Below are 17,055 nucleotides of genomic sequence, written 5' to 3'. Positions count from 1 at the left end.
AGATGAAAGTTGTACTGTATACTAAAAAAGATTGTGGCCTTTGCGTGAAGGCGAAACAAGTTTTACAGGAAGTACAATGTGAATATTCTTTTCAAATCGAGGAAATAGATATATATGAAGATAATGACCTTTTAGAAAAATATCACTTAATGATTCCGGTTGTAGAAATGGACGGAAAACAAGTAGAATATGGTAACATTCACAAAGGTGTCATAATAAACTATATAAAGAATGCAGTTAAGAGTTGAATAAGTTTCTATCTCCTGTTACAATAATACACGTAGCAGGGATTATTTTTTTAACCTATGTGGGACACAAAATGTCACTACGGGACGTAAAGTGACCACGAAGGAAAAATGAACCGATGTAGTGAGGAGAAAAGATATGCGCTCATGGATTCAGAACACAAAAAAATTATTACCTGATCTGCTACCTGTTATGCAAACGAGAATGCAAATTCTTCAATACATTAGGCTCATGCAGCCGATTGGAAGAAGAAACTTATCAGCAAGTCTCGGTATGACAGAACGAGTATTGCGAAGTGAAGTTCAAGTTTTGAAAGAACAAAACTTAGTTCACGTCGCTTCTTCTGGAATGACTTTGACAGAAGAAGGAACAGCTTTAGTTCTTGCTTTGGAAGACTTTATGAAAGAAATTTCCGGGTTAAAGGTTTTAGAAAAGCAACTTAAGGAAACATTAGACTTGGATGAAGTTTTCGTTGTCCCTGGTGATAGTGATGAATCACCTTGGGTCAAACTGGAGATGGGCCGTGCTTGTGTGACTTGTATAAAAGACCGTCTGACAGCGAATAATATCGTTGCTGTGGCTGGAGGAACTACGCTAGCTGCTGCTGCGGACATGATGCAACTTGATTGCAAAGATTTACATATGCTATTTGTCCCAGCACGTGGTGGAATTGGAGAAGGCGTCGAATTAGAAGCCAATACCATTTGTGCCAAGATGGCGCAAAATACGATGAGTAATTATCGCTTATTGTATGTTCCAGACCATGTTAGTAGCGAAGCATATGCGTCTATTGTGACAGAGCCTTCCGTGAAAGAAGTTCTTGAGTTGATTCGATCTTCCAATATCGTCATTCATGGAATAGGTGATGCGTTAACAATGGCACGTCGCAGAAGTACTTCAGAAGCAGATTGGTTAAAGATTCAGGCAAGCGAAGCAGTTGGCGAAGCTTTCGGTTACTACTTTAATGAAGAAGGAAATGTTGTTCATAAAGTAAGAACAGTTGGTATGCAACTAGAGGATTTACAAAATGTATCTCACGTTGTTGCAGTCGCTGGAGGTTCTTCAAAGGCAAAAGCAATACAGGCTGTAATTAAACAAGGGCACACTTCAATTCTAATTACAGATGAAGGTGCAGCAAAACAGTTAACAAAGGGTTTTACCCTTTAATATAATCCCCCAAGGAGGAAATTCAAATGACTAAAATTGGTATTAATGGATTTGGACGTATCGGACGTAACGTATTCCGCGCAGCTCTTAACAACTCTGAGGTAGAAGTAGTAGCAATCAACGACTTAACAGATGCTAAAACATTAGCTCACCTTTTAAAATATGACACAGTTCACGGAACTTTAAATGCAGAAGTATCTGCTAACGAAAACAGCATCGTTGTTAACGGTAAAGAAATTAAAGTTATCGCTGAGCGTGACCCAGCTCAATTACCATGGAGCGACTACGGAGTAGAAGTAGTAGTAGAATCTACTGGCCGTTTCACTAAAAAATCAGATGCTGAGAAACACTTAGGTGGATCAGTTAAGAAAGTTATCATCTCAGCTCCAGCTTCTGACGAAGATATCACTGTAGTTATGGGTGTTAACCACGAACAATACGATGCAGCTAACCACAACGTAGTATCTAACGCTTCTTGTACTACAAACTGTCTAGCTCCATTCGCTAAAGTATTAAACGAAAAATTCGGCGTAAAACGCGGAATGATGACAACAATTCACTCTTACACTAACGACCAACAAATCTTAGACTTACCACACAAAGATTTACGCCGTGCTCGTGCAGCAGCTGAAAACATGATCCCAACATCTACTGGTGCAGCTAAAGCTGTAGCATTAGTATTACCAGAACTTAAAGGTAAATTAAACGGTGGCGCTGTACGTGTTCCAACTGCTAACGTTTCTCTAGTTGACCTAGTTGTTGAACTTGACAAAGAAGTAACAGTTGAAGAAGTAAATGCAGCATTCAAAGCAGCAGCTGAAGGCGAATTAAAAGGTATCCTTGGATACAGCGAAGAGCCATTAGTATCTATCGACTATAACGGATGTACAGCTTCTTCTACAATCGATGCATTATCTACAATGGTAATGGAAGGTAACATGGTTAAAGTACTTTCTTGGTACGATAACGAAACTGGTTACTCTAACCGCGTAGTAGACCTAGCAGCTTACATGACTTCAAAAGGTCTTTAATTCTTAATTATATAAGTTATCAATGACAAAACGAGGGAGAGGGTTTGTTCCCTCTCTCTCTTCTTTCGTTTTAAAAGCAAATGTGTTAAGCTTTTGAGTGGGTTTTGTCAATCCTAACTAGTAGTCGGAGGGAAATCCAATGAACAAAAAATCAATTCGTGACGTAGATTTAAAAGGTAAGCGTGTATTTTGCCGCGTTGATTTCAACGTACCTATGAAAGAAGGCAAAATTACAGATGAAACTCGTATCCGTGCAGCTCTTCCTACAATTCAATATTTAGTAGAGCAAGGTGCGAAAGTTATTTTAGCAAGTCACTTAGGCCGTCCAAAAGGTCAAGTAGTAGAAGAAATGCGTTTAACTCCAGTAGCAGCACGTTTAGGTGAGCTTCTTGGTAAAGACGTTAAAAAAGCGGACGAAGCATTCGGACCAGTTGCACAAGAAATGGTTGCAGCAATGAACGAAGGCGACGTATTAGTTCTTGAAAACGTACGTTTCTATGCGGGCGAAGAAAAGAACGATGCAGAACTTGCGAAAGAATTTGCAGCACTTGCTGACATCTTCGTAAACGATGCATTCGGTGCAGCTCACCGTGCTCACGCTTCTACAGCAGGTATCGCAGACTACCTACCAGCAGTATCTGGTCTATTAATGGAAAAAGAGTTAGATGTACTTGGTAAAGCACTTTCTAACCCAGAACGTCCATTTACAGCTATTATCGGTGGTGCGAAAGTAAAAGATAAAATCGGTGTAATTCGTCATCTATTAGACAAAGTAGATAACTTAATCATCGGTGGTGGACTTGCTTACACATTCGTTAAAGCTTTAGGTCATGAAATTGGTCTATCTCTATGTGAAGACGACAAGATCGAACTAGCTAAAGAATTTATGCAACTTGCAAAAGAAAAAGGCGTAAACTTCTACATGCCAGTTGATGTTGTAATCACTGAGGAATTCTCTGAAACTGCAACAACTAAAATCGTTGGTATCGACTCTATCCCTTCTAACTGGGAAGGCGTGGACATCGGTCCTAAAACACGTGAAATTTATGCAGATGTAATTAAAAATTCTAAGCTTGTTGTATGGAATGGACCAATGGGTGTATTCGAAATGACTCCATTCGCAGAAGGTACAAAAGCAGTAGGACAAGCATTAGCAGATGCAGAAGATACATACTCTGTTATCGGCGGTGGTGACTCTGCAGCAGCTGTTGAAAAATTCGGTATGGCTGATAAAATGAGCCACATTTCTACTGGCGGCGGTGCGTCATTAGAATTCATGGAAGGTAAAGAGCTTCCAGGTGTAGTTTGTCTTAACGACAAATAAGTAGCAGCCAAAGAAAAAGGACGGTGCAAAGCATGCGTAAACCAATTATCGCAGGTAACTGGAAAATGAATAAAACTCTATCTGAAGCAGTTAGCTTCGTAGAGGAAGTTAAAGGTCAAATCCCAGCAGCTTCAGCTGTTGATGCAGTAGTTTGCTCTCCAGCTCTATTCTTAGAGCGCCTTGTAGCAGCAACTGAAGGAACTGACTTACAAGTAGGTGCACAAAACATGCACTTCGAAAAAAATGGTGCATTCACTGGCGAAATTAGCCCGGTAGCACTTAGCGACTTAAAAGTTGGCTATGTAGTACTTGGCCACTCTGAGCGTCGTGAAATGTTTGCTGAAACAGATGAGTCAGTAAACAAAAAGACTATCGCAGCATTTGAACATGGTTTAACACCAATCGTATGTTGTGGTGAGACTTTAGAAGAGCGCGAAAGCGGAAAAACATTTGACCTAGTAGCAGGTCAAGTGACAAAAGCACTTGCAGGTTTAACAGAAGAGCAAGTTAAAGCAACTGTTATCGCTTATGAGCCAATCTGGGCTATCGGTACAGGTAAATCTTCTTCTTCTGCAGATGCAAACGAAGTATGTGCGCACATCCGTAAAGTTGTTGCAGAAGCTGTTTCTCCAGAAGCTGCAGAAGCTGTTCGTATCCAATACGGCGGTAGCGTAAAACCAGAAAACATTAAAGAGTATATGGCACAATCTGACATCGACGGCGCTTTAGTTGGCGGTGCTAGCTTAGAGCCTGCTTCGTTCTTAGGTCTTCTGGGGGCGGTAAAATGAGAAAGCCAACAGCTTTAATCATTCTTGACGGTTTCGGACTTCGTGAAGAAACTTACGGGAATGCTGTAGCACAAGCTAAGAAACCTAATTTTGATGGTTACTGGAACAAATTCCCTCACACAACGCTTACAGCTTGTGGCGAGGCAGTAGGTCTTCCAGAAGGTCAAATGGGTAACTCTGAGGTTGGTCACTTAAATATCGGTGCTGGCCGCATTGTATATCAAAGCTTAACACGCGTTAACGTTGCAATTCGTGAAGGTGAGTTCGATAAGAACGAAACGTTCCAAAGTGCAATTAAAAGCGTAAAAGAAAAAGGTACTGCACTTCATTTATTCGGTTTACTTTCTGACGGTGGTGTGCACAGTCACATGAACCATATGTTTGCTCTTCTTCGCTTAGCAGCTAAAGAAGGCGTTGAGAAAGTATACATTCATGCATTCTTAGATGGCCGCGATGTTGGACCAAAAACAGCACAAAGCTATATCGATGCAACAAATGAAGTAATTAAAGAAACAGGAGTAGGACAATTCGCGACTATCTCTGGTCGTTATTACTCCATGGACCGTGACAAGCGTTGGGATCGCGTAGAAAAATGTTACCGTGCTATGGTGAATGGTGAAGGCCCTACTTATAAATCAGCAGAAGAGTGTGTAGAAGACTCTTATGCGAACGGTATCTATGATGAATTCGTATTGCCGTCTGTAATTGTTAACGAAGATAACACGCCAGTTGCAACAATCAATGATGATGATGCAGTTATCTTCTATAACTTCCGTCCAGACCGTGCAATTCAAATTGCTCGTGTATTTACAAACGAAGACTTCCGTGAGTTCGATCGTGGTGAAAAAGTACCTCACATTCCAGAATTCGTATGTATGACACACTTCAGTGAAACTGTAGATGGTTACGTGGCATTCAAGCCAATGAACCTTGATAACACTTTAGGTGAAGTTGTTGCGCAAGCGGGATTAAAGCAACTTCGCATCGCGGAAACTGAAAAGTATCCGCACGTTACATTCTTCTTTAGCGGTGGTCGTGAGGCTGAATTCCCAGGAGAAGAGCGTATCTTAATTAACTCACCAAAGGTTGCAACGTATGACTTGAAACCTGAAATGAGCATTTACGAAGTAACGGACGCTTTAGTAAATGAAATCGAAAATGATAAACATGATGTTATCATTCTTAACTTTGCGAACTGTGATATGGTTGGCCATTCTGGGATGATGGAACCAACAATTAAAGCAGTAGAAGCAACTGACGAATGTTTAGGAAAAGTTGTAGAAGCGATTCTTGCAAAAGATGGTGTAGCACTTATTACTGCTGACCATGGTAATGCGGATGAAGAATTAACTTCTGAAGGAGAGCCAATGACAGCTCATACAACTAACCCGGTTCCTTTCATCGTTACTAAGAACGACGTAGAATTACGTGAAGATGGTATCTTAGGTGATATCGCTCCAACAATGCTTACACTTCTTGGTGTTGAGCAACCGAAAGAAATGACAGGTAAAACAATTATTAAATAATTTGCTTATATAAAAAGGAGAGAATTTATTATGTCAACAATTATTGATGTTTATGCTCGCGAAGTCCTTGACTCTCGTGGTAACCCAACTGTAGAAGTAGAAGTTTACACAGAAAGCGGCGCTTTCGGACGCGCTATCGTACCAAGTGGTGCATCTACTGGTGAGCACGAAGCAGTAGAATTACGTGACGGTGACAAATCTCGTTACCTTGGTAAAGGTGTTGTTAACGCAGTAAACAACGTTAACGAAATTATCGCTCCAGAAATCGCTGGTTTCGATGTAACTGACCAAGCTGGTATTGACCGTGCTATGATCGAATTAGATGGCACTCCAAACAAAGGTAAACTAGGCGCTAACGCTATCCTTGGTGTATCTATGGCAGTAGCTCACGCAGCAGCTGACTTCGTAGGTCTTCCATTATACCGTTACCTTGGTGGATTCAATGCAAAACAATTACCAACTCCAATGATGAACATCATCAACGGTGGTTCTCACGCTGATAACAACGTTGACTTCCAAGAGTTCATGATCTTACCAGTTGGTGCTCCAACATTCAAAGAATCAATCCGTATGGGTGCTGAAGTATTCCATGCACTTAAAGCTGTATTACATGACAAAGGTCTTAACACTGCAGTAGGTGACGAAGGTGGATTCGCTCCAAACCTTGGTTCTAACCGTGAAGCTCTAGAAGTAATCATCGAAGCTATCGAAAAAGCTGGTTACAAAGCTGGCGAGAATGTATTCTTAGGAATGGACGTTGCTTCTTCTGAGTTCTACAACAAAGAAACTGGTAAATATGACCTTGCAGGCGAAGGCCGTACTGGCTTAACTTCTGCAGAAATGGTTGATTTCTATGAAGAGCTTTGCAAAGACTTCCCAATCATCTCTATCGAAGATGGTTTAGACGAAAACGACTGGGATGGTCACAAATTATTAACTGAGCGTATCGGTGATAAAGTACAATTAGTTGGTGACGATTTATTCGTAACTAACACTCAAAAACTTGCTGAAGGTATCGAAAAAGGTATCTCTAACTCAATCTTAATTAAAGTTAACCAAATCGGTACTTTAACTGAGACTTTCGAAGCTATCGAAATGGCTAAACGTGCTGGTTACACAGCAGTTGTATCTCACCGTTCTGGTGAAACTGAAGATGCTACAATCGCTGACATCGCAGTTGCAACTAACGCTGGCCAAATCAAAACTGGTTCTATGAGCCGTACTGACCGTATTGCTAAGTACAACCAATTATTACGTATCGAAGACGAGCTAGGCGAAGTAGCTGTTTACGATGGTGTAAAATCTTTCTATAACATCAAACGATAATTGTAGAAAATAAACGACAGACCGTGAGAAATCACGGTCTGTTTTTTTATGCTAAAATTGTTCACCCGTCATAAGTGACATGAAATGTTTGAAGAAGCGGTTATAATCAAAATCAATTGCTATTTGATGACTCGGCCAATCAATAAATGGTTTAGATTCTCCTAAAGAGCGAAATTCTCCAATGCTTGCCCCCTGTGCATAAGATTCTGTCATGACAACGATAGGTGATTTGTGATAGGTAAACATAGAGTTATCAAGTAAAGCGAGTATTGGTATTGTGTCATGGAAGGGGCTCCCCTTTAAATGTGGTAGGGCGTCTTTATAATATCCGTAGTAATAATGATCAAATAACGGTTTGACAAGTGGAGCTTTTCCTTTTGCCTCAATGTATTCTGCCATTTCTGGTGTAATGATGGAGTATTGAGTGACGTTTAATGGGTATATGTACATGCTAGCTGTGGATTGAAGGACTATATTAGCGGCAGTAGGATCGCCATAAAAGTTTGCTTCGGAAATAGGGGTAACATTACCAGGATGTAAAAAGGCACCGCCCATTACGTAGTAAGATTTAACTTGCTTCATTAACTGTTTACATACGATGAATAAAATTGCTAGGGAGGTAAGTCTTCCTAAACTTACAATGATTAATTCATCTTTATACTGTTCAATAAGAGGAATGACTTCAAAAAAATTCTCCATTTCTCCGTTAGTCACATTCACCTTTGGAATAATTGGACCGAGCCCCTGTTTCCCATGTACATCCGTAAAAAACACAGGTGGGGCACCAGTAAGGGGACGTTCTGAACCACCGAATATCTTGATATTTCTATTCTTTGTTTCGTTATTAAAAAAATGAGCATTTTCTACGGCCATTTTTTTTGGAACATTGCCGTAATCAGCAACGATACCGACAATTTCTATTTCATCGATAAAGAATGCTAAGAGGAGAGCCATCGTATCATCAATCCCAGGATCACAAAAAATGAGAACTTTTTTGGGCATATGTTCACCACCTATCTTGTTTATCCCGTACAAACCAGCTTGGTGAGGGCTAATAATCAATAAGGATGAGGGGAATCTCATTGATTAAAGTTTCACTTTATATATATGTAAGTTTAAGAATAAAAAGATTATTTTATTGAAATAATAGTCTTTTAAATTCAGAAAATAAAAACTTTTTATATTAGGTCAAGGTTTTTGACGTAATTTTCGTTTAGAAATGCAGTCATATCAAGGTTGTAAGCGTATAACATAGGCTGTTTTTGCTGTCAAGTTGATAAATTGCAGCTTTTTACAATTTATACTATGATAAAGATATTAACAGAAGATCGTATAAACATGAGGGATGATGAACATGAAATTTACAAAGATTCTTGTCCAAATTGCTGCTCTTTACGTGTTTTATATGGTTGGAACTTGGGTGCAAGAAATGTTAAATATTCCAATTCCAGGAAGTTTGATTGGGATGTTCCTCTTACTTGTTTTACTTAGCCTAAAAGTTCTTCCAGTGAAATGGTTCGATTTAGGAGCAGAAACACTCGTTGCTATTATGCCGTTTTTATTAATTCCGCCAACGCTTGGCCTAATGAATTACGGTGCTTTTTTTATGAGTAAAGGAATTTCTCTTTTCATTACAGTTGTAGCGAGTACATTTTTAATTATTATTGTCGCAGGTCATACAGGACAATATCTTGCGAATAGGAAGGAAAGAGAGTCGCGATGAGCCAAATATTAATCGGAATCGGTTGGGTTCTTTTTACGGTGCTATTATATCAATTATCTAAAAAAATCTACAAATTATTTCCAACACCATTCACCATTCCAATGCTTGTAGCAACTGGATTAATGGCTTTCCTATTTATCGTGCTTGATATACCGTATCAACATTATATGGAAAGTGGTGGTGGCTGGATTGCAAAGCTACTTGGACCCGGTGTTGTAGCATTTGCAATTCCTCTTTATAAACAACGCCATGTTCTGCAAAAATATGTTGTACCGATTGCTGGTGGCGTATTAGTAGGTACAACAGTTGCAATCGCTAGTGATTTTGCGATTGCTTCACTTATGGGAACGGATAAAAGCTTAATCTTATCGTCTTTACCAAAATCGGTGACAATGCCAGTTGCGATGAGTGTTTCAGAGCAAGTCGGTGGTGTACCTTCCTTAACAGCAGCTTTCGTTGTTATCGCAGGTATTACTGGAACGATTACAGGACCCCTTTTATTAAAATGGAGCCGTGTTACAAACTCAGTTGGTAAAGGTATCGGATTTGGATGTGCTTCTCATATTATGGGCGTGATGAGAGCGATGAAAAATAACGAACATGAAGGTGTTATTGGATCGGTAACAATGACATTAACAGCAATTTTGACATGTTTACTTGGACCGTTATTTGCGATGATGTTTATGTAATAGAAGAAAAGCGAGAGCGCCTCTATAGCTCTCGCTTTTCTATAGAATTTATGCTACAGTTACAATAACTGAATCTTTGTAGGAGGTACGCCAAGTGCATACGTTATTATCAGTTTTACTTATTATTGTATCGATTTTAATGATTGTTATGGTACTTATGCAATCTAGTAATAGCTCAGGCCTTTCAGGTGCAATTTCAGGCGGTGCGGAGCAATTATTTGGTAAGCAAAAGGCACGTGGAATTGAAGCGGTATTAAACCGTATTACAATTGTTTTAGCTGTATTGTTCTTTGTATTAACAATTGGTGTTACGTACTTCAATTTATAGAATTGAAAGAAGAAGCGTTAGTGAATGGTACTAATGGTTCTTCTTTTTTTGTTTTGCTATTTGAAAGATGTTTCTAATTAGATTATAGAAATACAAATATGGTACACTAGATATAGAAAGAATACGACTAGATTACAGAAGAGAAAGAGGAGAAATACATGATGAAATTAGCATCTCCGAAACCATTTACATTTGAGGGTGGAGACCGCGCTGTTTTATTACTACATGGATTCACAGGGAACTCAGCTGATGTACGTATGTTAGGGCGTTTCTTAGAAAAGAAGGGCTATACTTGTCATGCGCCAATTTATAAAGGGCACGGTGTACCACCAGAAGAGCTTGTTCATACAGGGCCTACAGATTGGTGGCAAGATGTAACGGAGGCATATCAGCTTTTAAAAGATAAAGGTTTTGAGAAAATTGCTGTTGTTGGATTGTCACTTGGCGGCGTATTTTCTTTAAAATTGGGTTATACAGTACCGGTTTTAGGTGTAGTACCAATGTGTGCACCTATGTATATTAAGAGCGAAGAAACGATGTACCAAGGTATATTGGCATATGCCCGCGAATATAAAAAACGTGAGCAAAAATCACCAGAACAAATTGAAGAAGAAATGTTGGAATTCCAAAAGACACCGATGAATACATTAAAAGCATTACAACAATTAATTGCTGACGTACGTAACAATGTGGATATGATTTATGCGCCAACATTTGTTGTACAAGCACGTCATGACGAAATGATTAATACAGATAGTGCTAACATTATTTATAACGGTGTAGAATCTACGTTAAAAGACATTAAATGGTACGAAGACTCTACGCATGTCATTACACTTGATAAACAACGTGACGAGCTACATGAGGATGTATATAACTTCTTGGAGCAACTAGATTGGTAAGATCTAGTTGCCTCTTTTTTTCATAAGGAATTTTTTGTGAAAACTGTAAAAATCATAAGGGGAGTATTGAAGTTTCACTTTATACATCCCCTATCTTTCGGATACACTAAATAATATAAGGTTTTAAAGGAGGTATTTTTGCTTGGAAGAAATCATACAAGAACATATTGATAAGTTGTTATTATTTATGAGAGAAGAAGCGTATAAACCGCTAACGATACAAGAGTTAGAAGAGGCATTTGGGATTGAAGGTTCTGAGGGCTTTAAAGATTTCGTAAAGGCACTTGTAACGATGGAAGAAAAGGGACTTGTTATTCGTACTCGTAGCAACCGTTACGGTCTTCCTGAAAAGATGAATTTAATACGCGGTAAGTTAATTGGACATGCACGTGGTTTTGCATTCGTTGTACCAGATGAGAAGAAAACGGGAGACGATGACCTTTTCATACCGCCTACAGAATTAAACGGTGCGCTTCATGGCGATACAGTATTAGCACGCCTTAGTTCCCAATCGAGTGGTTCGCGTCAAGAAGGTTCAATTGTACGCATTTTAGAACGCGGAACGAAAGAGTTAGTTGGTACATATACAGAATCGAAAAACTTTGGATTTGTTATACCTGATAATAAGCGCTGGACGAGTGATATCTTTATCTTGAAAAGCGCATCAATGGGTGCTGTAGAAGGTCATAAAGTAGTTGTGAAAATTACGAGCTATCCAGAGAATCGTTTAAGCGCAGAAGGTGAAGTTATTCAAATTCTAGGTCATAAAAATGATCCAGGAGTAGATATTTTATCTGTCATTCATAAACATCATTTACCTTTAGCGTTCCCTGAGGAAGTGATGGAGCATGCAAACAGTGTACCAGAAACGATTTCAGAAGAAGATTTAAAAGATCGCCGCGACCTGCGTGATCAAATGATCGTAACGATTGATGGTGCAGATGCGAAAGACTTAGATGATGCTGTTACAGTAACGAAGCTTGAAAATGGTAACTACAAGCTTGGCGTTCACATTGCGGACGTAAGTCATTACGTTCAAGAAGGTTCTCCAATTGATGTTGAAGCAGCGGAAAGAGCGACGAGTGTGTATCTTGTTGACCGTGTAATTCCGATGATTCCACATCGTCTATCTAACGGTATTTGTTCATTAAATCCGAAAGTAGACCGTCTGACATTATCTTGTGAAATGGAAATCAACAACTTAGGTGATGTTGTTAAACACGAGATTTTCCAAAGTGTAATTAAAACGACAGAGCGTATGACGTATGCTGACGTAAGAAGCATTTTAGAAGATGAGGACGAAGAGTTAATTAAGCGTTATGAGCCATTAGTACCGATGTTTAAAGAGATGGGCCAATTGGCACAAATTTTACGTGAAAAACGTATGCGCCGTGGTGCAATTGACTTTGACTTTAAAGAGGCGAAAGTATTAGTGGATGAAGAAGGAAAACCGACAGACGTTGTCATGCGCGATCGTTCTGTATCAGAGAAGTTAATTGAAGAATTTATGCTTGTTGCGAATGAAACAGTAGCAGAGCACTTCCACTGGATGAACGTACCATTCATGTACCGTGTCCATGAAGATCCGAAAGAAGATAAGCTTGAGCGTTTCTTCGAGTTTGTAACGAACTTCGGATATGCAGTAAAAGGACGTGCGAATGAAGTGCATCCTCGCGCGCTACAACAAATTCTTGAAATGGTTCAAGGACAGCCAGAAGAAGTAGTTATTTCAACAGTTATGCTTCGTTCTATGAAGCAAGCTCGTTACGATGCGGATAGTTTAGGACATTTCGGTTTATCAACTGAGTTCTACACACACTTCACATCACCAATTCGTCGTTACCCAGATACAATCGTTCATAGATTAATTCGTGAATACATTATTAACGGTAAAGTCGACAACGAAACGCAAGCAAAATGGCGTGAAAAATTACCTGAGATTGCAGAGCATTCTTCTAATATGGAACGTCGTGCTGTTGAAGCAGAGCGTGAAACAGATGAGATGAAAAAAGCAGAGTATATGGTTGATAAGATCGGTGAAGAGTATGACGGTATGATTAGCTCTGTAACAAACTTCGGTTTATTCGTAGAGCTTCCAAATACAATTGAAGGTCTTGTACACGTTAGTTATTTAACGGATGATTACTACCGTTATGACGAGCAACATTTCGCTATGATCGGAGAACGTACAGGAAACGTATTCCGCATCGGTGACGAAATTACAATTCGCGTTATTAACGTAAACAAAGACGAGCGTGCAATCGACTTTGAAATCGTTGGCATGAAAGGCACACCTCGCCGTAAGTTCAAAGATCGTCCAGTCGTTATCGAGCAGCCAAGAACAGGCAGAAAGAAACGCGGTGGACGTAGCGAGCGCAGTAATGAGCGCGGCGGTGAACGTGGCACAGGTAGAAAATTTGACCGTGGTGGTAAAGGAAAAGGAAGAGGATCTGCATCTGCATCCGCTTCTGCTAGCCAGCCGGGAAAAAAAGATGGTAACGGTAAGAAGAAAAAAGCATTCTTCGAAAACGTACCAGGATTCAAGAAGAAAAAGAAAAAGCGTAAGTAAGAAAAGAGTGGCTTCGCTTTGATGAAAAGCGGGGCCGTTTTCTTTTTTCTTCGTGGCTTGAGAGCGAGCCACTTTCGCTTTTTATTAACATTTGTTACAATAGTAAAAATAGAGGAGGGACGTTATATGCCAAAGGGTACAGGTAAGGTTATTGCACAGAACAAAAAAGCATTTCATGATTATTTCATCGAAGAAACATACGAAGCAGGGCTTGTCCTTCAAGGAACGGAAATTAAGTCGATTCGCGCTGGACGCGTAAACTTGAAAGATGCGTTTGCACGTGTACATAATGGTGAAGTATGGGTTCATAATATGCACATTAATACGTACGAACAAGGGAATCGTTTCAACCATGATCCACTTCGTACGAGAAAATTACTTCTGCATAAAAAAGAAATTGATAAACTAGCGGGCGCTGCGAAAGAAACAGGTTACGCATTAGTTCCACTTAGAATTTATTTGAAAAATGGATTTGCAAAGATGGCACTTGGTTTAGCAAAAGGTAAGAAGCAATACGATAAACGTCACGATTTAAAAGAGAAAGAAGCTAAACGTGAAATTGCACGCGCGTTCCGTGATCGCCAAAAGATGTAATACAGATATTTACATTTGTAAAATGGAGCGCGTATGTTATAATAATTTATGTAAGGTTGTTGCACATTGAAAAACAGCTCTTAGTAGCTATCACGATATTTTCTTCGTATGCTCCATTTTTATCATGGGGACGTTACGGATTCGACAGGGATAGTTCGAGCTTAGGTTGCGAGTCGAGGGGATCGGCCTCGTTAAAACGTCAAAGCCTATAATTGGCAAACAAAACAATCTTTCTTTAGCTGCTTAATTGCACTAAAGGTTCCTCCCTCCATCGTCCATGTGGTAGGGTAAGGGACTCAAACTAAGTGGACTACGCCGGAGTTCGCCGTCTGAGGACAAAGGAAGAGAACAACCAGACTAGCAACTTGGAAGCCTGTCGATAGGCCGAAGAGTTCGCGAAATGCTAATATATCGACTACACTCGTAGAAGCTTAAGTGCCGATATTTTTGGACGTGGGTTCGACTCCCACCGTCTCCACCAATACATATTTGGTGGTTTTTTTATTTTATATATAACAAGAAGCATAAGGCGGCCGTTTTGGCCAACTTATGCTTCTTTTAGTTTACGGCCAACTTATGCTTCCAATATAAAAAAATGGGTTAATAAGTCAGCTCTTTAGTTCATATAAGGGTCCCGCCAACCAAATGACATACAAAAAACGCCATCCTTTCCTGTGATTCTACAGAAAGAATAGCGTATTTTTTCATTTTTTGGGGTATTTTATTTTGTTAACTTGATAGCGATGTGGTGCTACCCCTAAGTATGAAAAATTTATTTTGGAAGCCTGATTTTATTCTCTAATCCTATAACCCGCATTGGTCCTTGTAAGGTTAGTTTAGTTAACAAAGCGGCCATAAAAGCAGGACTATATTTCATACCATTTTCTAGCCAAGTACTAATGACACCTATATGTGCTGAAGTAATATAGCTAGTAAAAATCTCCTTTGGAATACCTAATTCTTCATCAGATTCTACAATAGAAGATAATAAATCACCATATACTTTTTCTTGAACAATTTGTAACATACGACGTCGGAATTCTGGTAACCCTCTATCCCCTAACATCACTTTAAAAAAATCATGATTTTCGGCTATATATTCAAAAAGCCTTAAAAAAGAAAGTGGTGGATTATGTTCATTAACTTCTTGGATTGTTCCATTTATTTCTTTAGGTTTTACTCGTTCTATTAATTCTTCTAACGTCTCATCCATACTTTTCAAAAGAAAATCCTGCTTATCTTGGTAATGTAAATAAAACGTGCCACGAGTAAGCTCCGCTTTATCTGTAATATTTTGAACAGAAATCGTATTCAAATCTCTTTCTTCCAGAAGCTCAATAAGAGCATCCCTTAAATACCTAGTAGTTCTCTTTACACGAGGATCAATTTTTTTATTTTTAGACATAGTTCCTTCTCCTTGTCTATAATTTCAAATCTTTTGGACGATATGTATCGAATTGTCTTTTATAAGACATTATAGAGTTTTTTGCACATTGACCAAAATCCATAACTTGATAAAATTATTATATACAAAGCGTTCATTAATTGACAATGAGTAAACTAATGAACATATTGTATAAAATACAACATGAAGGGAACGATTTATTATGAAAGCATCACGTCTTATTGATGTTCACCATCACATTATTCCAGAGGAATACAGTTCAACTCTTGAATATTTTGGAGTTGCAAAATCAGGAGGCATGCCTATCAAAAAATGGACTCCTGAAGATAGCATTGCAATGATGGACCGTTTAGGAATTGAAGTTGGTATCGGTTCTATTTCCGAACCTGGTCTAATTCCTGTTGCAAATCCTGATTTAGCAAAAAAACTTGCTCGCAGTATTAATGAATTCCAAGCAGAAATGATTGCTAAATATCCAAAACGTTTTGGAGGCTTCGCATTTTTACCACTTCCACACGTTGAAGAATCAATTGAAGAGTTAAAATATGCCTTAGATGAACTTAAACTAGACGGCGTTGGTTTATTATCTAACTATAATGGTCATTTTCTAGGTGACCCAATCTTTGACGAATTAATGGATGAATTAAACAAACGTAATGCAGTAGTATTTATTCACCCTAGTGCACCAGTTGAAGCAAGCCCACGCGCAAGATTCTTAACAGCGGACTTCATGGCAGAGTTTACATTCAATACAACTCGTGCGGCTGCTAACCTTGTGTTAAGTGGTACAATCGAACGTTGTCCAAATATTAAATTTATCCTTGCTCATGCAGGTGGTACACTTCCATATTTAAAATGGAGAATCGGACAATCTTACCGTTCAGCTAAAGTTTGGATGAATGATCCATTAGTATCTGAAAGATGGACAACACTAACAAAAGACCCTGAAGAATATATCAGCAATTTCTATTTTGAAACAGCAATTTCTACTCAACCAGCAACTTTTGAAGCTTTAAAAGATACAACTGATTCATCACACATTTTATTTGGTAGTGATGCACACTATGCTCCTGAAGACTGGACAAAAGAAATGATTGAAAGAATTTCTAATTATCCAAACTTCGATGATAAAACTATCGAAGACATTTCAAGAAATAATGCTCTTAAACTCTTCCCACGCTTTAAATAATGGTTTAAATACGGGTTTAAATAAAGACAAAAGGTACAGATAAAAATAAACGCTAGTCATAATGAATGGACACCCCGACGAATGTCGCAGGCATTTTAAAAAGCTCAATTTGAACATCACTGTTTGAATTGGGCTTTTACTGTTTATTAATTTGTATAACTTTGGAGCGAATGAAAATAAATCATGAAACAAAGAAAAAACCTGTTATTATTGCATTACTCATTGCAACAGGAATGTTATCTGGTAAA

General features: G+C 38.9%; 16 protein-coding genes and 1 other RNA gene. 15 read left to right on the top strand and 2 right to left on the bottom strand.

Annotated features, from left to right (window positions below):
• Positions 1-2: 2 nt before the first annotated feature.
• From GD442_RS25085 to eno, 7 genes are all read left to right on the top strand, one after another.
• Positions 3-248: a glutaredoxin family protein gene (locus GD442_RS25085; RefSeq protein ID WP_000869730.1), complete on the top strand. Its 246-nt coding sequence runs from the start codon at positions 3-5 to the stop codon at positions 246-248.
• A gap of 136 nt (positions 249-384) precedes the next feature.
• A complete protein-coding gene (cggR, locus tag GD442_RS25080) occupies positions 385-1,413 on the top strand; it encodes a gapA transcriptional regulator CggR (protein ID WP_001258185.1) in 1,029 nt (342 codons plus the stop codon).
• A 26-nt stretch (positions 1,414-1,439) separates the two neighbouring features.
• A complete protein-coding gene (gene gap, locus GD442_RS25075; protein WP_000161236.1) occupies positions 1,440-2,444 on the top strand; it encodes a type I glyceraldehyde-3-phosphate dehydrogenase in 1,005 nt (334 codons plus the stop codon).
• A gap of 139 nt (positions 2,445-2,583) precedes the next feature.
• Positions 2,584-3,768: a phosphoglycerate kinase gene (locus GD442_RS25070; RefSeq protein ID WP_001036350.1), complete on the top strand. Its 1,185-nt coding sequence runs from the start codon at positions 2,584-2,586 to the stop codon at positions 3,766-3,768.
• 32 nt (positions 3,769-3,800) lie between these two features.
• Entirely contained in the window at positions 3,801-4,556 is a 756-nt protein-coding gene (tpiA, locus tag GD442_RS25065) for a triose-phosphate isomerase (protein WP_001231038.1), read from the top strand.
• On the top strand, positions 4,553-6,082 hold the full coding sequence (gpmI, locus tag GD442_RS25060) for a 2,3-bisphosphoglycerate-independent phosphoglycerate mutase (RefSeq protein ID WP_001231152.1): 1,530 nt from the start codon (positions 4,553-4,555) through the stop codon (positions 6,080-6,082). Before tpiA ends, gpmI begins: the two co-directional genes overlap by 4 nt.
• A 30-nt stretch (positions 6,083-6,112) precedes the next feature.
• Positions 6,113-7,408 (top strand): phosphopyruvate hydratase, encoded by a 1,296-nt coding sequence (gene eno / locus GD442_RS25055; protein WP_000103955.1) that lies wholly within the window; start codon positions 6,113-6,115, stop codon positions 7,406-7,408.
• 51 nt (positions 7,409-7,459) lie between these two features.
• On the opposite strand, the gene GD442_RS25050 is transcribed toward eno, so the two are convergent.
• Complete coding sequence (locus tag GD442_RS25050; RefSeq protein ID WP_001125058.1) at positions 7,460-8,410, bottom strand: nucleoside hydrolase; 951 nt, start codon at positions 8,408-8,410, stop codon at positions 7,460-7,462.
• A gap of 352 nt (positions 8,411-8,762) precedes the next feature.
• Between GD442_RS25050 and GD442_RS25045 the strand changes: the two genes are divergently transcribed.
• From GD442_RS25045 to ssrA, 7 genes are all read left to right on the top strand, one after another.
• On the top strand, positions 8,763-9,131 hold the full coding sequence (locus tag GD442_RS25045; RefSeq protein ID WP_000673222.1) for a CidA/LrgA family holin-like protein: 369 nt from the start codon (positions 8,763-8,765) through the stop codon (positions 9,129-9,131).
• Positions 9,128-9,820 (top strand): LrgB family protein, encoded by a 693-nt coding sequence (locus GD442_RS25040; RefSeq protein WP_000078304.1) that lies wholly within the window; start codon positions 9,128-9,130, stop codon positions 9,818-9,820. The genes GD442_RS25045 and GD442_RS25040 overlap by 4 nt, the downstream gene beginning before the upstream one ends.
• Positions 9,821-9,914: 94 nt before the next feature.
• The gene (gene secG, locus GD442_RS25035) at positions 9,915-10,148 is read left to right on the top strand and encodes a preprotein translocase subunit SecG (RefSeq protein WP_000557264.1); all 234 of its coding nucleotides are present in this window, start codon (positions 9,915-9,917) and stop codon (positions 10,146-10,148) included.
• 161 nt (positions 10,149-10,309) lie between these two features.
• Positions 10,310-11,050, top strand: coding sequence for a carboxylesterase (gene estA / locus GD442_RS25030; RefSeq protein WP_000761985.1), 741 nt, complete (start codon positions 10,310-10,312; stop codon positions 11,048-11,050).
• Between the two features lie 142 nt (positions 11,051-11,192).
• Entirely contained in the window at positions 11,193-13,619 is a 2,427-nt protein-coding gene (gene rnr / locus GD442_RS25025) for a ribonuclease R (RefSeq protein ID WP_000391077.1), read from the top strand.
• Between the two features lie 126 nt (positions 13,620-13,745).
• Positions 13,746-14,213: an SsrA-binding protein gene (gene smpB / locus GD442_RS25020; protein WP_001123919.1), complete on the top strand. Its 468-nt coding sequence runs from the start codon at positions 13,746-13,748 to the stop codon at positions 14,211-14,213.
• A 126-nt stretch (positions 14,214-14,339) separates the two neighbouring features.
• Positions 14,340-14,694: a transfer-messenger RNA gene (gene ssrA, locus GD442_RS25015) on the top strand.
• Between the two features lie 291 nt (positions 14,695-14,985).
• Here the strand turns inward: ssrA and GD442_RS25010 are convergent.
• The gene (locus tag GD442_RS25010; protein ID WP_000041936.1) at positions 14,986-15,618 is read right to left on the bottom strand and encodes a TetR/AcrR family transcriptional regulator; all 633 of its coding nucleotides are present in this window, start codon (positions 15,616-15,618) and stop codon (positions 14,986-14,988) included.
• Positions 15,619-15,817: 199 nt separating this feature from the next.
• On the opposite strand from GD442_RS25010, the gene GD442_RS25005 reads away from it, so the two are divergent.
• The gene (locus GD442_RS25005) at positions 15,818-16,807 is read left to right on the top strand and encodes an amidohydrolase family protein (protein WP_033689835.1); all 990 of its coding nucleotides are present in this window, start codon (positions 15,818-15,820) and stop codon (positions 16,805-16,807) included.
• Positions 16,808-17,055: the final 248 nt, after the last annotated feature.

The sequence above is a fragment of the Bacillus sp. A260 genome (genome assembly GCF_009861435.1).
In the GTDB taxonomy this organism is placed as follows: Bacteria; Bacillota; Bacilli; order Bacillales; family Bacillaceae_G; genus Bacillus_A; species Bacillus_A cereus.
Note: the sequence above shows the minus strand (reverse complement) of the source record. Positions and strands in the feature narration are given on the sequence as shown.